The sequence below is a fragment of the Rhodococcus shunpengi genome, from assembly GCF_048381395.1.
GTDB lineage: Bacteria > Actinomycetota > Actinomycetes > Mycobacteriales > Mycobacteriaceae > Rhodococcus.
Window position 1 is genome coordinate 339,237 of the sequence record NZ_JBLWIU010000008.1, and the last position, 15,343, is coordinate 354,579.

Genomic DNA, 15,343 nt, shown 5'->3' on the forward strand with positions numbered 1-15,343 from the left:
ATCTCGACGCCGATCGGAGTGTCGGGGCCGGGTGGCCGGAACCTGCGCGGCCCGCTACTTTGAGGCGGTGAGGGTGGCAATGATGACGCGGGAATATCCGCCTGAGGTGTACGGCGGGGCCGGAGTCCACGTCACCGAACTCGTCGAACAACTGCGTCGACTGGTCGAGGTCGACGTGCACTGCACGGGTGCACCGCGCGACACCGCGTTCGTGCACTCCCCCGACCCGGCACTGCGCGACGCCAATCCCGCCCTGACGACCCTGTCCGCCGGGTTGCGCATGGCGCACGCCGCGGCCGGAGTCGACGTGGTGCACTCGCACACCTGGTACACCGGGCTGGCCGGTCATCTCGCCGCCGAACTCCACGATGTCCCGCACATCCTCACCGCGCACTCCCTCGAGCCGCGACGGCCGTGGAAGGCCGAGCAGCTCGGCGGCGGTTACCGCATCTCCTCCTGGTCCGAACGCAACGCCGTCCGGTACGCCGACGCGATCATCGCGGTCAGCGACGGGATGCGCCTCGACGTGCTCGACGCCTACCCCTTCGTCGATCCTGCTCGGGTCCACGTGGTGCGCAACGGGATCGACACCGCCGTCTGGCATCCGGGTCCGGCCGAGCCGGGCCACGAGTCCGTCGTCACCCGCATCGGTCTCGATCCGGACCGCCCGATCGTCGTGTTCGTGGGCCGCATCACCCGGCAGAAGGGCGTCGGGCACCTGATCGCCGCGGCGCACCACCTCGATCCCGATATCCAGCTCGTCCTGTGTGCCGGCGCGCCCGACACCCCCGAGATCGCCGCCGAGACCGAACGCGCGGTGGCCGCCCTGCAGGAGGCCCGCGACGGGGTGCACTGGGTGCGCGAGATGCTGCCCACCGCATCGGTCCGCGAACTTCTCTCGGCGGCAACGGTTTTCGTCTGCCCCTCGGTGTACGAGCCGCTGGGGATCGTCAACCTCGAGGCGATGGCCTGCGAGACCGCCGTGGTGGCCTCCGACGTGGGAGGCATCCCGGAGGTGGTGCAGGACGGGATCACCGGGCGCCTGGTGCACTACGACGCGTTCGACACCGCGACCTACGAGCGTGCACTGGCCGACGCCGTCAACGACGTCGCGCGCGACCGCGACCGGGCCGCACAGTGGGGCCGGGCCGGACGCGACCGCGCCGTCAGCGAGTTCTCGTGGGCGCAGATCGCCCGTCAGACCGTCTCCGTCTACCAGCAGGTGATCACGGCGCGCTAGGTTCGTCGGCCGTCCCGACCCGTCGCCACGTGGTGACGGTGACCGACACCGTCACGTCGAACGGGTCGGGCAGAGAGGCCAGCAACTCCGCACGCCGGTCGGAGGTCACGTGGTGGGCCGACGGGCCCATCCCCGCGACGAGGCCGAGCGCCTCGCGCGGGAATGCGGCCGTGAAGCGCACGTCCGTCCGTCCCGCCCGCTCGAAACGTCCCGACAGGGCGGACGAGAGCCGCTCGGTCTTCCGGTCGTCCACGCTCACCATGCCGGGTAGCGCGACCAGTTCGCGCAGATGCTCCGAGGTGGGTGTCGCGACGACGAGCGTTCCGCCGGGGGCGAGCACGCGGTGGCTCTCGGCGGCGTTGCGCGGCGCGAACACCGACAGCACATGGGTGAGCGAGGCCGACTTCACGGGCAGTCGTTGCCACGCGTCGGCGAGGATCGCTCCGGTCCGGGGATGGCTGCGGGCGATGCGGCGCACCGCGGGCTTGGAGACGTCGAGTCCGATGCCGCGCGCTGCCGGCAGGGCGTCGAGCACGGACGCGAGGTACTGCCCCGTACCGGCCCCGACCTCGAGGATCGCAGCGTCGGCGGGTGCGTCCACCGAATCGGGTGTGTCCACCGCATCGGCCGTGTCGACGCAGGCGTCGGCTACCGCGCGGCGGATGGGGTCGTAGTGCCCGGCACCGAGGAAGTCGGCGCGGGCGGCGATCATGTCGGCGGTGTCGCCGGTGAACGGCGTCGAACCGCCGGCGAGCAGCGACACGTAGCCCTGGCGTGCGACGTCGAAGCTGTGCCCGCGATCGCACATCACGACGTTGTCGTCGAGGTCGAGCGCGGACTCGCAGTGAGGGCACGCGAGAAGGTCGATCACGTCGGCGAGCATCGCGCCTCCGATCGTGTTCTCAGGACGACACCGGGCCCCGCGCGCCGAGAAGCGCGGGGCCCGGAGTGCCCTGAGAGGGGCCGATCAGCTGGTGACACTCTTGAGTTCGTCGCCGAGTGCCGCAGCCTCTTCCGGCGTGAGCTCGACGACCAGACGTCCGCCGCCCTCGAGTGGAACCCTCATGACGATTCCTCGTCCCTCTTTGGTTGCTTCGAGGGGACCGTCCCCGGTCCGGGGCTTCATGGCCGCCATCCTCTGCTCCCTCCAAATCTGCACCCGACCGCCGGGCGCGTGGGTTACCGTGTGGTTGCATCGCCGGTCGCGGCGACGCGCACCTTCTCATTCTTCCCTATCCGGAATACGTGCGCGTAGCTGACTCCTGGGTAAGAGACTCCTCCGGGTTCTACGGGTCGAGTGACACCCAGCACGATTCGAGGTGATCGTCGACCATCCCGGTGGCCTGCATCAGCGCATATGCGGTGGTAGGGCCCACAAACCGGAAGCCGTGACGCTTCAGCTCACGGGCCATCGCCGTGGACTCCGGCGTCACTGCCGGAATCTCCTCGACCGTTACCGACCGTCGCGCGCGTCGCGGCGGTGCGAACGACCACAGCAGCTCGTCGAGGTCGGTGGGCAGTTCGAGCACGGCCCGCGCGTTGGCGATCACCGCCTCGATCTTGCGGCGGTTGCGCACGATGCCGGGGTCGGCGAGCAACCTCTCGACGTCGGCCTCCGTGAAGCGGGCGACCGCCTCGACGTCGAAGCCCTGGAATGCCGCGCGGAAGGCCTCCCGCTTGCGCAGGATCGTCAGCCACGACAATCCCGACTGGAACGCCTCGAGGGAGAGCCGCTCGAACATCTCGTCGCGGCCGTGGAGCGGCCGGCCCCACTCGTAATCGTGATAGTCGCGGTAGAGCGACGAACCGGGACCGTCGACCGCCCACGGGCACCGCACGCGGTCGTCGGCATCGGTCACGGCAGCGTGCTCGTCGGTGTCGACCACGGGTCCTTGCTCGTCGGCCGTCATCGCGACTCCCCCGTCGACTCCGACGATGCGCTCTCCGGAACGTCCTCCTCTTCGAGCTCTTCTGCCCCGACGTCCTGCCCGGCACCGTCGACCGACTCTCCCGCCGCGCGGGCCTCGGCGTCGGCGAGACGGACCCGCAGCTCGTCGACCTCGCGGGCGAGACGATCGAGCGCCCAGTCGACCTCGCTCATCTTGTAACCCCGCACGGTCTGCTGGAACCGCAGGTCGCGGATGTCGGTGCCGGTGACGTCGGTGGCCGGCAGCACCGTGACGGTGGTGCCCGGAGGCAGCGGCGCCAACGTCTCGCCCCGGCCGAAGACGGCGCTCGCGACGAAGAACAGCACGGCGGCGACGCCCGCCATCACGAGCACGTACAGCAGAACCGTGAGCATGCTCCGATCTTGGCACGAGCGTCCGACACCGGCCGGGGCCGGTGCCGGACGGTCGGTTCAGCCGGTGACCGTCACCATCGGTGGCCGGTCGGTGAGATCGACGGAGGTGTCGAACGGGACGAACGCGTCGCCCTCCACCAGGAACTGGGTGAGCGGCGCCCCCGAATCGGGGATCCCGCATCGCGAGAGCATCGTGCCCACGATCTGCCGGCTCATCGCCCCGAGTTCGGACAGCGGCCGGTTGCGGTGCTTGCGGACCCCGAGGTTGACCTGCGCGATCGCGTGGAGACCGAACCGGTCGTAGGTGTCGAGCAGCAACCCGATCTCCACCCCGTAACCCGGTGCGAACGGAACCGATTCGAGCAGTTCCCGCGTGCCCGCGTATTCACCGCCGAGCGGTTGCAGCACGCAGGTCAGCTCCGGTCGCAGTGCCGCGAGCAGCGGCCGTGCGACGAGCTCGGTGACGCGGCCACCACCGTGGGCGTCCTCGCCACCACCGGTGCGCAGGGGACGCCGGTAGTACCCCTTGACGAGGTGCACACCGTCGCCGAGCAGCAGGGGCCCGAGCAGTTTCGGCACGAAGGCCGGATCGGGATCGATCAGATCGGAGTCGACGAAGGCGATGAGGTCGCCGGAGGTCGCGGCGAGCGACCGCCACAGCACCTCGCCCTTGCCCGGGACCGGTTCGATGCCCGGTACCGCCTCCTCCCTGGACATGACGCGGGCACCCGCCGCCCGCGCCCGGGAGGCGGTCTCGTCGGTGGAACCCGAATCGAGGACCACCAATTCGTCCACGAGACCGCCGAGCAGCGGGTGGATCGTGTCGATCACTCCCGCGACGGTCTCCTCCTCGTTGAGGGCGGGCAACACCACGGTCACCGTGCGGCCGGCCTTGGCCGCGATCAGCTCGTCGATCGCCCAGGCGGGCCGATCCCAGCTGTTGGCCTCGTTCCACGTGCGTACAGGTGCACTCATGCCAACCCCCTCACCGTGCGCGCCGGCGGGCGTGTGCCCGCGATCGCCGCGACCATGTCGACCACCCGACGTGTGGCTGCCACCTCGTGTACCCGGAACATCCGTGCGCCGGCCGCTGCGGCCAGAGCTGTCGCTGCCAATGTGCCCTCCAACCGGTCGGCGAGTTCGACTCCCAGAGTCTCCCCCACGAAGTCCTTGTTGCTCAGCGCCATAAGCACAGGCCACCCGGTTTTTACAAGAACGTCCACGTGCCGCAACAGAGCGAGTCCGTGATGGGTGTTCTTTCCGAAATCGTGGGTCGGATCGATGAGGATCGAGTCGCTCGCAACGCCGGCGCGGGCGGCGGCGTCCGCGGCGGCGACGACCTCCGCGACCACCTCCCCGACGATGTCGGTGTACCGCACGCGGTGCGGCCGGGTGCGCGGGACGGCACCGCCGGTGTGGGAGCAGACGATGCCGGCCCCGAGCTCGGCGGCGACCGCGACGAGTTCGGGATCGGCACCGGCCCACGTGTCGTTGATCAGATCGGCGCCCTCGCCCACGGCGCGACGCGCGACCTCGCTGCGCCAGGTGTCGACGCTGATGAGCACATCCGGATACCGCTCGCGGATGGCGGCGACGAACGGCACGACGCGCCGGATCTCCTCGTCGCTGTCGACGACCTCACCCGGCCCGGCCTTCACCCCGCCGATGTCGACGAGGTCGGCACCCTCGGCCACCGCGCGGTCGACGGCGGCGAGCGCCGCGTCGTCCTCGAAGGTCGCTCCCCGGTCGTAGAACGAGTCCGGGGTGCGGTTGACGATCGCCATGACGAGCGCCCGGTCGGTGGCGACGGGGCGCCCGCACAGGGTGGACGGTGCCGGACCGGGACGGGTCACGGGGGTCTGCTCGTCGACTTCGGTCGCGGGGCCGCTCATGATCCCATCCTGACATGCTCAGCGAGCGGGCAATTCTCCCCGCGCGATGCCGTCGACGAAGCCGTCGAAGATCGGCCGGTAGCCCTCGCTGCGACTCGCGAGCACGTACACCTCGTCCTCACCGGTCTCGGAGTAGCCCTGCTTGCGCAGATCGACCTTCCGGCTCTTGAAGGTCGTCGTGTACTCGAGCTCGTCGACGATGCGGACGAAGAGCGGGACCGCGTAGTCCGGCAACGCGTCGTGCAGCGACTTCGCGAGCGCCGCTCCGTCGAGCTCGGCGCCCTCCTTCAGGGTGATCGCGGCCATCCCGGCGCGGCCGTCGGCCCCATCGACCTCTACGCCGTAGACGACGACCTCGGCGACCGTCTCGTGCGACGACACCGCGGCCTCGACCTGCGTGGTCGCGACGTTCTCGCCCTTCCACCGGAAGGTGTCGCCGAGCCGGTCGACGAACGCGACGTGCATCCAGCCCTGGTCGCGGACGAGGTCGCCGGTGTCGAACCAGACGTCGCCGTCGGAGAACGCGTCGCGCAGCAACTTCTTCTCGGTGGCCTCGGGATCGGTGTATCCGTCGAAGGGCGCGCGGGAGGTGACCTTCGCGAGGAGCAGTCCGACCTCGCCCTTGCCGACCTTCTTCAGGCGGCCGTCGTCACCGCGGCGCGCCTGCCCGGAATCGGGGTCGTAGTCGACGACGGCGTAGGGCAGCGGGCAGATGCCGGCGGTGCGCTTCTGGTCGAGCGCGTTGATGAAGGCGATGTTGCATTCGCTGGCGCCGTAGAACTCCGCGACGCGGTCGATGCCGAAGCGTTCGGTGAACTCGTCCCACAGTTCGGCACGCAGACCGTTGCCGACGGCCAGGCGGATCCCGTGATCGGCGTCGTCCTCCCGCGGCGGCTGGTTGAGCAGGTAGCGGCAGATCTCACCGATGTAGATGAAGGCCGTGGCGCCGTTGCGCTCCGCGTCGTCCCAGAAGTTGGACGCCGAGAACTTCCGGCCGAGCCCGAAGGTGGCCCCGGCAGCGAGCACCGAGGACAACGCGACCGTCAGAGCGTTGTTGTGGTAGAGCGGCAGGCAGGAGTACAGGACGTCGGTGCGGCGCAGGCGCACACCGAGACTGCCGAGGCCCGACATCGACTTCAGCCACCGGAAGTGCGTCATGCGGCTGGCCTTCGGCAGTCCTGTCGTGCCGGAGGTGAAGATGTAGTAGGCCGTCTCGGACGCCCGCAGGTCCTCGGTGACGGCGGGATTCGACGCGTCGGCGTCGCGGGCGGCGGTGTCGAGTTCGTCGAAGCGCAGCACGGTGCGGGCCTGCGGTTCGCCGCCGAGGGAGTCGACGGCCTCCTCGCACTCCTCCCCGATCACGAGGGCGGCGCTGTCGAGCAGCGACAGGCTGTGCTCGAGCACCTCACCACGCTGGTTGATGTTGAGCATGCCGGCGGCCGCGCCGAGCTTGACCGCGGCCAGCGCGACCAGCAGGGTCTCGGGCCGGTTGCCCATGAGGATGCCGACGACGTCGCCCTTGCCGACACCGCGATCGGCGAGCACCGCTGCGTACCGGTTGACCCGAGCGTTGGCCTCGCCGTACCCGATGGTGGCGCCCTCGAACCGGATGAAGGGCCGCTCCGGGTGACGCTCGGCGAGCTTCTGGAAGACCGACCCGATCGTCTCGCGGGCGGTCGGCTTCCGGGTCATCCCGACTGCTCCGCGCAACACGATGGGGAGATCGGGGGCCATCCGGGGCAGTTTCGAGACGAGTCCGGGCAGGGACACGACGGGGGCATTGTCTCGATCGGATCGAGTGGTCACGACACATTTCCTCACGGCGACGTCGGGGACGGGCGGGCTCGCTCGGGCGACACCCATGGCGTTCCCCCGAACTTACCGAAGAGTAGATAAGCGCGCGCCGAAGTGGAACACCTCAGACCGCCGCGTACGGCGCAGCGCACCGGTCGAGCGCATCGGCGAGGTCGGTGGTGACCGCGAGACCGTCGAGTGCGCGTTGCGCGACGAAACCGGTGTCGACCATCGATCCGAGCCAGCCGAGCAGGCCGTCGAAGTGCCCCGTGGGATCGAGCAGGACCACCGGCTTGTCATGCATACCGAGATACCCCGCGGTCCACGTCTCGAACAGTTCCTCGAGGGTTCCGATGCCGCCGGGCAGGGTCAGGAAGGCGTCGGCGCGGTCCTCCATGATGCGTTTGCGCTCGCGCATCGTCTCGGTGACGATCAGCTCGTCGGCGTCGACGTCCGCGACCTCGCGGTGCACGAGCGCCTTGGGAATGACCCCGATCGTGTGCGCCCCCGCCGCGCGGGCCGCGTCGGCGACCGCGCCCATCATCGACACGTTGCCGCCGCCGGAGACCAGCTGCCAGCCCCGTCGGCCGATCTCGGTGCCGACCGCGGCGGCGAGTTCGAGGAACTTCTGGTCGACAGGGCCCGACGCGCAGTACACACAGACCGACAGAGCTTCGGTCACCATCCACTCCCGTTTCCGTACAGTTCGTTCTCGTCCTCGCCGCGATGCGCCTCGAGGATGATGTCCACCGTCTCCTCGACGCTGTCGGTGACGAAGAGGAGGTCGAGATCGGCGGGCGAGATCTTGCCGCCGCGGACCAGGGTCTCGCGCAACCATCCCACCAGGCCGTTCCAGTACTCCGAACCGAACAGCACGATGGGGAACTGCGTGATCTTGCGGGTCTGCACGAGGGTCAGTGCCTCGAACAGCTCGTCGAGCGTCCCGAAACCGCCGGGCAGGCACACGAACGCCTGCGAGTACTTCACGAACATCGTCTTGCGCGCGAAGAAGTACCGGAAGTTCAGTCCGAGATCGACCCACTCGTTGAGGCCCTGCTCGAAGGGCAGCTCGATCCCCAGTCCGATCGACAGTCCCCCGGCCTCGCTGGCACCGCGGTTGGCCGCCTCCATCGCGCCCGGGCCGCCACCGGTGACGACGGCGTATCCGGCGTGGACGAGTGCGGCGCCGAGCTCGCGGCCGATCTCGTACTCCTCGTGACCGGCCGGGGTGCGTGCCGATCCGAAGACGGTGACGGCGCGGGGCACCTCGGCGAGCGCACCGAAGCCTTCGACGAACTCGCTCTGGATCCGCAGTACACGCCACGGATCGGTGTGCACCCAGTCGGACGGGCCGCGGCGATCGAGCAGCCGCTGGTCCATCGTCGTCGCCTCGCGGGCGAGAGAACCACGCAGTTGCACCGGACCCTGGTGCACGACCTCGCGCCGGGAGCCGCGTTCGGAGGAGGAGTTGTCGCCGGACATGGCGGTCACGTTATCGGGTGAGGTAGGAGCGCAGAACGGAGGTCACCTCGGTGATCCGACCGACCTCGACGTGCTCGTCGCGCTTGTGCGCGAGGTTCGGGTCGCCCGGCCCGTAGTTGACGGCCGGAATCCCCAGCGCGGCGAACCGCGAGACGTCGGTCCAGCCGTACTTGGCCCGGAACTTCCCGCCGGCGGCCTCGACGAGCGCGGCCGCGGCCGGGTTCGACAGTCCGGGCAGCGCGCCGGGCGACATGTCGGTGAGTTCCATCGAGATCGCGAGACCGTCGAAGACCTCGCGGACGTGCGCGAGTGCGTCGTCGGGGCTGCGATCCGGGGCGAACCGGAAGTTCACGTCGAGCGCAGCGGCGTCGGGCACCACGTTCCCGGCGACACCGCCCTCGATGCGCACGGCCGACAGTCCTTCCCGGTACACACAGCCGTCGATGTCGACCGACCGTGCCTCGTAGCGGGCCAGACGGTCGAGCACGGGAGCGAGCTTGTGGATCGCGTTGTCGCCGAGCCAGGAGCGCGCCGAATGCGCCCGCACACCGTCGGTCGTGATGCGCACCCGCAGGGTGCCCTGGCAACCGGCCTCGATCTCACCCGAGGTGGGTTCGCCGAGGATCGCGACGTCCGCGTCGAGCCAGTCGCGCAGTTCGGTCTCGATCCGGCCGAGCCCGTTGTACGCGGCCGCGATCTCCTCGCAGTCGTACATCACGATCGTCAGGTCGTGAGCGGGATCGGTGACGGTCGCTGCGAGGTGCAGGAAGACGGCGTCGCCGGCCTTCATGTCGGAGGTGCCGCAGCCCCACAGCAGGTCGCCGTCGCGCCGCGACGGCACGTTGTCGGCGATCGGGACGGTGTCGAGGTGGCCGGCGAGCATCACGCGGCTGCCGAGCCCGCGGTTCGTCCGCGCCAGGACACAGTTGCCGTTGCGCACGATCTCGAAGCCGTCGGTCTGCTCCCGCAGGGCCACTTCCACGGCGTCGGCGATGAGCGTCTCGTCCTGCGACACGCTCGGGATGTCGACGAGTGCGGCGGTCAGTTCGACGGGGTCGGCGTGCAGGTCCAGCTGCGGTACGGGCATACCTGCACGATACGAAACGCGTCCGTCCCTCAGACCCCGCACACGATTTTCTCAGGGGGGACACAGGCGCAGGACCGCCTCGCGTACGCTTCTCACCCGTGAGTGCACACGGAGCATCAGCAGTAGGCATCGCGAACATCACGGAGGACGGGACCGTCCTCGACACGTGGTACCCGGCACCCGCCCTCGGCGAGCCGAGCGAGACCGGAACCACGCGACTCGAGGGCACGGACATCCCGTCCGATCTCGCCCTGCTCGCCGGTCACGACGAGGCGCGCGAGGTCCAGCAGGTCGTGGTGCGCACCGACATCGCAGACCTGTCGAAGCCGCCCGTCGACACTCACGACGCCTACCTGCGCCTGCACCTGCTGTCGCACCGTCTCGTCCAGCCGCACGGACTCAACCTCGACGGCATCTTCGGTCTGCTCGCGAACGTCGTGTGGACCAACTACGGCCCGTGCTCGCTCGAGAACTTCGAGACCGTGCGCTCGCGTCTGCGCATCCGCGGACCGGTGACCGTCTTCGGTGTCGACAAGTTCCCCCGCATGGTCGACTACGTCGTTCCCGCCGGTGTCCGCATCGCCGACGCCGACCGCGTCCGCCTCGGCGCGCACCTCGCGTCCGGCACCACCGTCATGCACGAGGGCTTCGTCAACTTCAACGCCGGCACGCTCGGCAACTCGATGGTCGAGGGCCGCATCTCCGCGGGTGTCGTCGTCGACGACGGTTCCGACATCGGTGGCGGCGCCTCGATCATGGGCACCCTCTCCGGTGGTGGCAAGGAGGTCATCTCCGTCGGCAAGCGCTGCCTGCTCGGCGCGAACGCGGGCGTGGGCATCTCGCTCGGGGACGACTGCATCGTCGAGGCCGGCCTGTACGTCACCGCCGGCACCAAGGTCACCGGCCCGGACGGCACCGTCGTCAAGGCCGCGACCCTCAGCGGCGCGTCCAACCTCCTGCTGCGACGCAACTCGGTGAGCGGCGCGGTCGAGGTCGTGCCGAACAAGGGCAGCGGAGTCGAACTGAACGCGGCTCTGCACGCCAACGACTAGCTCTGCACCCCACGACAGATTCGGAACCGAGAAACTGTGAGTGAAACCCAGCGGCCGGCTTCCGAGGTCGAACATCTCGGGAGCGGCCTGAAGGTCCGTCATCTGACCATGATGGGACTCGGCTCCGCCATCGGCGCGGGCCTGTTCCTCGGTTCCGGAGTGGGTATCGCCGCCGCCGGTCCGGCCATCATCGTGTCGTACCTGCTCGCCGGCGTGATGATCATCTTCGTGATGCGCATGCTCGGCGAGATGGGTGCCGCGCTGCCGGTGAGCGGTTCGTTCTCCCACTACGCACGCATCGGGATCGGCCGCTGGGCCGGATTCAGCATGGGTTGGTTGTACTGGTTCATGCTGATCATGGTGCTCGGTGTCGAGATCACCGGCGCCTCCGCGATCGTGCAGTCGTGGCTACCGGGCGTACCCCAATGGGTGGTCGCGCTGGTGTTCGTCACCTTCTTCGCGGTGGTCAACCTCGCGCGGGTCGCCAACTTCGGTGAATTCGAGTTCTGGTTCGCGGCCCTGAAGGTCGCGGTCATCCTCGGGTTCCTGGTGATCGGTATCCTGCTCGTGTTCGGCCTGCTCCCCGGCACCGAACCCGTCGGCACCACGCACCTGCTCGGCGACGGCGACGGTTTCGCGCCCAACGGCATCGCCGGCATCGCGGCCGGCCTGCTCGCGGTGGCCTTCGCGTTCGGCGGCATCGAGATCGTCACGATCGCCGCGGCCGAATCGAAGGACCCGGAACGGTCCATCGCGACCGCCGTGCGCAGCGTCGTCTGGCGTATCTCGATCTTCTACCTCGGGTCGATCTCGATCATGGTGCTCGTGCTGCCGTGGACCGCGGCGAGCGGCGAGACGTCCCCGTTCGTCTCGGTGCTCGACATCGCCGGCCTCCCCTACGCGTCCGGCTTCATGGAACTCGTCGTGGTGATCGCGCTGCTGTCGGCGTTCAACGCCAACGTCTACGGCACCTCCCGCATGGCCTACTCGCTGGCGCGCGGCGGCGACGGCCCGGCCTGGCTCAGCAAGCTCACCCACCACGGAGTGCCCCGCAACGCGGTGCTCGTCTCGGTGTTCTTCGGCTTCGTCAGCGTATGGCTCAACTGGTTGCTGCCCGACACCATTCTCGGGATCCTGCTCAACGCCGTCGGATCGGCGCTCATCGCGATCTGGCTGTTCATCGTCGTCTCGCATCTGCGGTTGCGTCGCAAGTTCGAGCGCGAGGGCACCATTCGCCTGCGCATGTGGCTGTTCCCCTATCTCAGCTGGTTCACGCTCGCGATGCTCATCGGCTTCATCGTGCTGATGCTGTCCGACAGCGCGGCCCGGGTCCAGCTCGCGTCGACCTTCGTGCTGTTCCTGATCATCACGGCGCTCGGCCTGATCTGGCACCGCACCCACGACAGGACGGCCGTCAGCCACCCGTCCGATCGGCCAGCGCAGTGAGCACGAGCTCGGTGATGTCGAGCGGATCGCTCGTCCGGTAGTTCACCCCTCCGGTCGCCGCAGCGATCTGCTCGAGGGTCGCGGTGTCGACGTCCTCGCCGAGTCCGATCGTCACGATCCGGACCGGCCTGGACGGATCGTTCTCGTTCGAGAGGACGGCGAGCAGTTCGTCCTTCGAGATCTCGGAGCCGTCGTCGGCACCATCGGTCACCACGACGACACTGTTGGCCGCTCGCGGGTCGTAGCTGTCCTGCACGTACCGGAAGGCCGCGAGGATCGTGTCGTAGAGCGCGGTGGTCTCGTCGGCCGTGCCGGCCATCTGCGCGACGAGCGCGGTGAGCCGGTCGCGATGGGTCCCGCCGTCCACCACGGCATCGAAGCGCCGGATCGGGGCCGCCATGATGTAGTCCCCCGAGGGTTCGGCCCGGTCGTTCGGCAAGGTGGCATAGTCGCTCACTCTGCCGCCGAAGAACCACAGGCCGGCCGAGACGTTCCCGGGCAGGACCTCGTTGGCGGCGGTCGCGGCGCGTCGGACCAGTTCGATCCGGCTCTCGTCGCCGAGATTGCGGTTCATCGAAGCGGAGACGTCCACCGCGAACACGGTGCGCACGGGAAGGGCCTGCAACGCCCACACATTCATCGCTTCCTCGGCGACGGTCTCGTCGTCGAGTTCGAGCACCGGCACCGCGCCCACACCGCGGTCGTCGGGCAGGGGCCGTCCGCCTCCGCCCCGGAAGCCGTGACGGGCCAGCCTGTCGAGCCCTTCGGAGGTGTGCAGCGCGTCGGTCAGCGCGGTCGCGGCGGCCGCCGCGGCGTCGTGTCTCTCCCCCCGCGCGGTCACGATCACCGGATAGTCCACGAGCAGCGTCCCGGTGGCGGGTACCTCGATGCCCAGTTCGCGTTCGTGGACGCTGCGATAGGCCTCGACCTGCTGTTCGGTGCTCACCACCGTCCCGCCGTTCGCGACGGTCTCCTCGAGCAGCGTCGATCCGGTGGGCACCTCCTCGTCGCGGACCCCCTCCCGCTCGGCGAGCGGCGCCATGACGGGACGGACGGTGCCCATCGCGACGGGGTCGTCGGCGGCCTCCGCCAGCACCGCGCGGATGGCTCCCGCCGCGGGGCCGGAGCGCAGTGGGTTGCCGAAGACGAGATCCGGATCGGACAGGGCCTCCTGCCAGTCGGCCGCCGGTTCGACGGTGCCCGGCGCGCCCGCGATCACGAGCGGCGTGGTGGCGAGAGGGGTCGACACCGTGCGCACCGGGCCGGTAGCGGTCTCACCCGCCCACGACGCCCACCAACCGCCCGCCGGGAGCCACAGGTCGGGAACGTCGTCGGTCGCCAGTCGCGCCGACACCTCGCCCGGTTCCTGTTCGACGACCTCGAATTCGGTGCATCCGGATACCGCGATCTCCTCGATCACGGGTGCGAGGTCCGCGGTGACCGCCACGGTGTAGCGCTCGGAGTCGTCGCACCCGCTCTGCCCCTCCACGACGAGGAAGGCGACGGATCCGGCCGCGAGGACGAGGATCGCGGCAACGACGAGCCAGCGCGCACGACCCCTGCCCTGCCGACTCCTGTCCGGCCGTGCACCCCCACGCGCGCCGCCACGACGGCTCGGCGGATCCGACTCGGACGGTTCGGATTCCCCCGCCATGCGTCGGCCCCCTCGCGTTCACTCCGGGTGACGCCCCTCGGTCGCCCGAGACCGATGATATAGACCGACAGACCTCGGGAAGCCGAATCCGATGCGATATCAGCCCTGTTCGGAGCTCTCCAGTTCGAGTCGTCGAGCGATCAGCGCCGCCTGCAGTTGCCGCAGACCGGAGGGCCGGGTGGGGTCGAAGCCGGTGAGTTGCGCGACCCGCTTGAGCCGGTAGTCGACGGTGTTCGCGTGGACGTGCAAGGTCTTGGCCGTGAGCTGACGACTGAGGTCGTGGGCGATGTGCGTTTCCAGCGTCTCGACGAGTTCGGGTGATTCGTCGAGTGGGTCGAGTACGCGCGCGAGGTGGCGGCGTGCCGGTCCGGGCCGGGTGAGCTGGTATTCGAGGGCCAGATCCTTCATGCCGTAGGCCCCGACCGGACGGCCGAGCCGTCGCACGAGATCGAGCAACTCGTGGGCCTGCTTCGCGGCGGTGGGCACCTCCCGGACGGGAGCGTGGACGAGAGCGATCGTGACGGACACCCCCGCGACGGTCTCGATACGCTGCCGGAACTCCTCGATCGCCTCGGTCGTGGGTGATTCGGGGAGCAGGACGGTGCCGCCCTCGGGACCGAGCATCGCGAGATGGCGACCCTCGCAGATCGCTTCGAGTTCGGTCTCGACCCGCCGCAGGGTGCGCCGCGCGACGACCTCCGGCCGCACGTGCGGATTGCGTTCGTCGGGATGCCGGGTGAGCGAGACCGCGAGCACGGTGTAGGTGTCGGCGAGCACCAGCCCGGAGCGCTGCGCGACCGCCGCGGCGTCCTGCCCGCTCAGCAGCGCGGTGACCAGTTCCTGCGCGGCGACGTCGCGTTCGCGGCGGATGGCGTCGAGTTCGGCGACGAAACCGGTGGTCGCGGCGACGGTGACCTTCTCGAGCAGGGCCATCCACAGGCGGGACGCGTCGGCGACGGAGGAGACGTCGCCCTCCCGGGCCCGATCGGTGACCAGCTCCCAACCGAGGCGGATGCCTTCGTGGTAGATCCGGAGCATGTACTCGAGCCGGAATCCGGCGCGGGCCCACTGTGCGGCGCTGCTGCGCAGGTCGGCGAGCTCCGCGTCGGACGGCAGTTCTCCGGAGTCGAGGAGATGAATTGCGATGCGCAGGCAACGCACGGTGACCTCGGTGACGTCGCCGCGCAGTGATTCCCCCGGTCGGAGCGAACACGGAGCCACGTTGTCGGCGAAGTGCGCCACGAGTTTGCGGGCCACGGCCGGCAGATCGCGCAGCGGAACGGACGCGGGCTTCCCGTCCACCACGAAGAGCGGAGCGTTCTCACCGTCCCCCCGACGGTCGTGCCCGGGCAACCGGACCTGATCCGTTACAGACATCCCTCGAACCCCCATCG

General features: G+C 69.5%; 15 protein-coding genes. 3 read left to right on the forward strand and 12 right to left on the reverse strand.

The window, feature by feature from the left end:
• Positions 1-67 precede the first annotated feature (67 nt).
• Positions 68-1,240: a glycogen synthase gene (glgA, locus tag ACNJ7K_RS02395; protein WP_120284064.1), complete on the forward strand. Its 1,173-nt coding sequence runs from the start codon at positions 68-70 to the stop codon at positions 1,238-1,240.
• Here the strand turns inward: glgA and ACNJ7K_RS02400 are convergent.
• From ACNJ7K_RS02400 to dapE, 10 genes are all read right to left on the reverse strand, one after another.
• A complete protein-coding gene (locus ACNJ7K_RS02400) occupies positions 1,227-2,123 on the reverse strand; it encodes a putative RNA methyltransferase (RefSeq protein WP_487041132.1) in 897 nt (298 codons plus the stop codon). The two genes, glgA and ACNJ7K_RS02400, sit on opposite strands and share 14 nt — an antisense overlap.
• 84 nt (positions 2,124-2,207) lie before the next feature.
• Entirely contained in the window at positions 2,208-2,375 is a 168-nt protein-coding gene (locus ACNJ7K_RS02405; protein WP_006554284.1) for a DUF3117 domain-containing protein, read from the reverse strand.
• Between the two features lie 151 nt (positions 2,376-2,526).
• Positions 2,527-3,150, reverse strand: coding sequence for a DNA-3-methyladenine glycosylase I (locus tag ACNJ7K_RS02410; protein ID WP_174247068.1), 624 nt, complete (start codon positions 3,148-3,150; stop codon positions 2,527-2,529).
• Positions 3,147-3,542, reverse strand: a complete 396-nt coding sequence (locus ACNJ7K_RS02415) for a DivIVA domain-containing protein (RefSeq protein WP_159418898.1) — start codon at positions 3,540-3,542, stop codon at positions 3,147-3,149. The genes ACNJ7K_RS02410 and ACNJ7K_RS02415 overlap by 4 nt, the downstream gene beginning before the upstream one ends.
• 57 nt (positions 3,543-3,599) lie before the next feature.
• Positions 3,600-4,517: a glucosyl-3-phosphoglycerate synthase gene (locus tag ACNJ7K_RS02420; RefSeq protein WP_159418899.1), complete on the reverse strand. Its 918-nt coding sequence runs from the start codon at positions 4,515-4,517 to the stop codon at positions 3,600-3,602.
• Positions 4,514-5,434: a dihydropteroate synthase gene (gene folP, locus ACNJ7K_RS02425; RefSeq protein ID WP_120281871.1), complete on the reverse strand. Its 921-nt coding sequence runs from the start codon at positions 5,432-5,434 to the stop codon at positions 4,514-4,516. Before folP ends, ACNJ7K_RS02420 begins: the two co-directional genes overlap by 4 nt.
• Positions 5,435-5,452: 18 nt before the next feature.
• On the reverse strand, positions 5,453-7,204 hold the full coding sequence (locus tag ACNJ7K_RS02430; RefSeq protein WP_159419299.1) for a long-chain-acyl-CoA synthetase: 1,752 nt from the start codon (positions 7,202-7,204) through the stop codon (positions 5,453-5,455).
• A 148-nt stretch (positions 7,205-7,352) separates the two neighbouring features.
• Positions 7,353-7,913 carry an LOG family protein gene (locus ACNJ7K_RS02435; RefSeq protein WP_120281869.1) on the reverse strand — a complete coding sequence of 187 codons (561 nt, stop codon included), beginning with the start codon at positions 7,911-7,913 and terminating at the stop codon, positions 7,353-7,355.
• Complete coding sequence (locus tag ACNJ7K_RS02440; protein WP_006550564.1) at positions 7,907-8,710, reverse strand: LOG family protein; 804 nt, start codon at positions 8,708-8,710, stop codon at positions 7,907-7,909. The genes ACNJ7K_RS02435 and ACNJ7K_RS02440 overlap by 7 nt, the downstream gene beginning before the upstream one ends.
• Before the next feature lie 10 nt (positions 8,711-8,720).
• Positions 8,721-9,797 carry a succinyl-diaminopimelate desuccinylase gene (gene dapE / locus ACNJ7K_RS02445; protein WP_120281868.1) on the reverse strand — a complete coding sequence of 359 codons (1,077 nt, stop codon included), beginning with the start codon at positions 9,795-9,797 and terminating at the stop codon, positions 8,721-8,723.
• Between the two features lie 98 nt (positions 9,798-9,895).
• Here dapE and dapD point away from each other — a divergent pair, with 98 nt between their 5' ends.
• Positions 9,896-10,849, forward strand: coding sequence for a 2,3,4,5-tetrahydropyridine-2,6-dicarboxylate N-succinyltransferase (gene dapD / locus ACNJ7K_RS02450; protein ID WP_060651706.1), 954 nt, complete (start codon positions 9,896-9,898; stop codon positions 10,847-10,849).
• A 108-nt stretch (positions 10,850-10,957) separates the two neighbouring features.
• Positions 10,958-12,295, forward strand: a complete 1,338-nt coding sequence (locus ACNJ7K_RS02455; RefSeq protein WP_225623812.1) for an amino acid permease — start codon at positions 10,958-10,960, stop codon at positions 12,293-12,295.
• Here ACNJ7K_RS02455 and ACNJ7K_RS02460 read toward each other — a convergent pair.
• Both ACNJ7K_RS02460 and ACNJ7K_RS02465 read right to left on the reverse strand, forming a co-directional pair.
• The gene (locus tag ACNJ7K_RS02460) at positions 12,264-13,949 is read right to left on the reverse strand and encodes a substrate-binding domain-containing protein (protein ID WP_230790800.1); all 1,686 of its coding nucleotides are present in this window, start codon (positions 13,947-13,949) and stop codon (positions 12,264-12,266) included. The genes ACNJ7K_RS02455 and ACNJ7K_RS02460 overlap by 32 nt on opposite strands.
• Before the next feature lie 99 nt (positions 13,950-14,048).
• Positions 14,049-15,302, reverse strand: a complete 1,254-nt coding sequence (locus ACNJ7K_RS02465) for a PucR family transcriptional regulator (protein ID WP_120281865.1) — start codon at positions 15,300-15,302, stop codon at positions 14,049-14,051.
• Positions 15,303-15,343 lie beyond the last annotated feature (41 nt).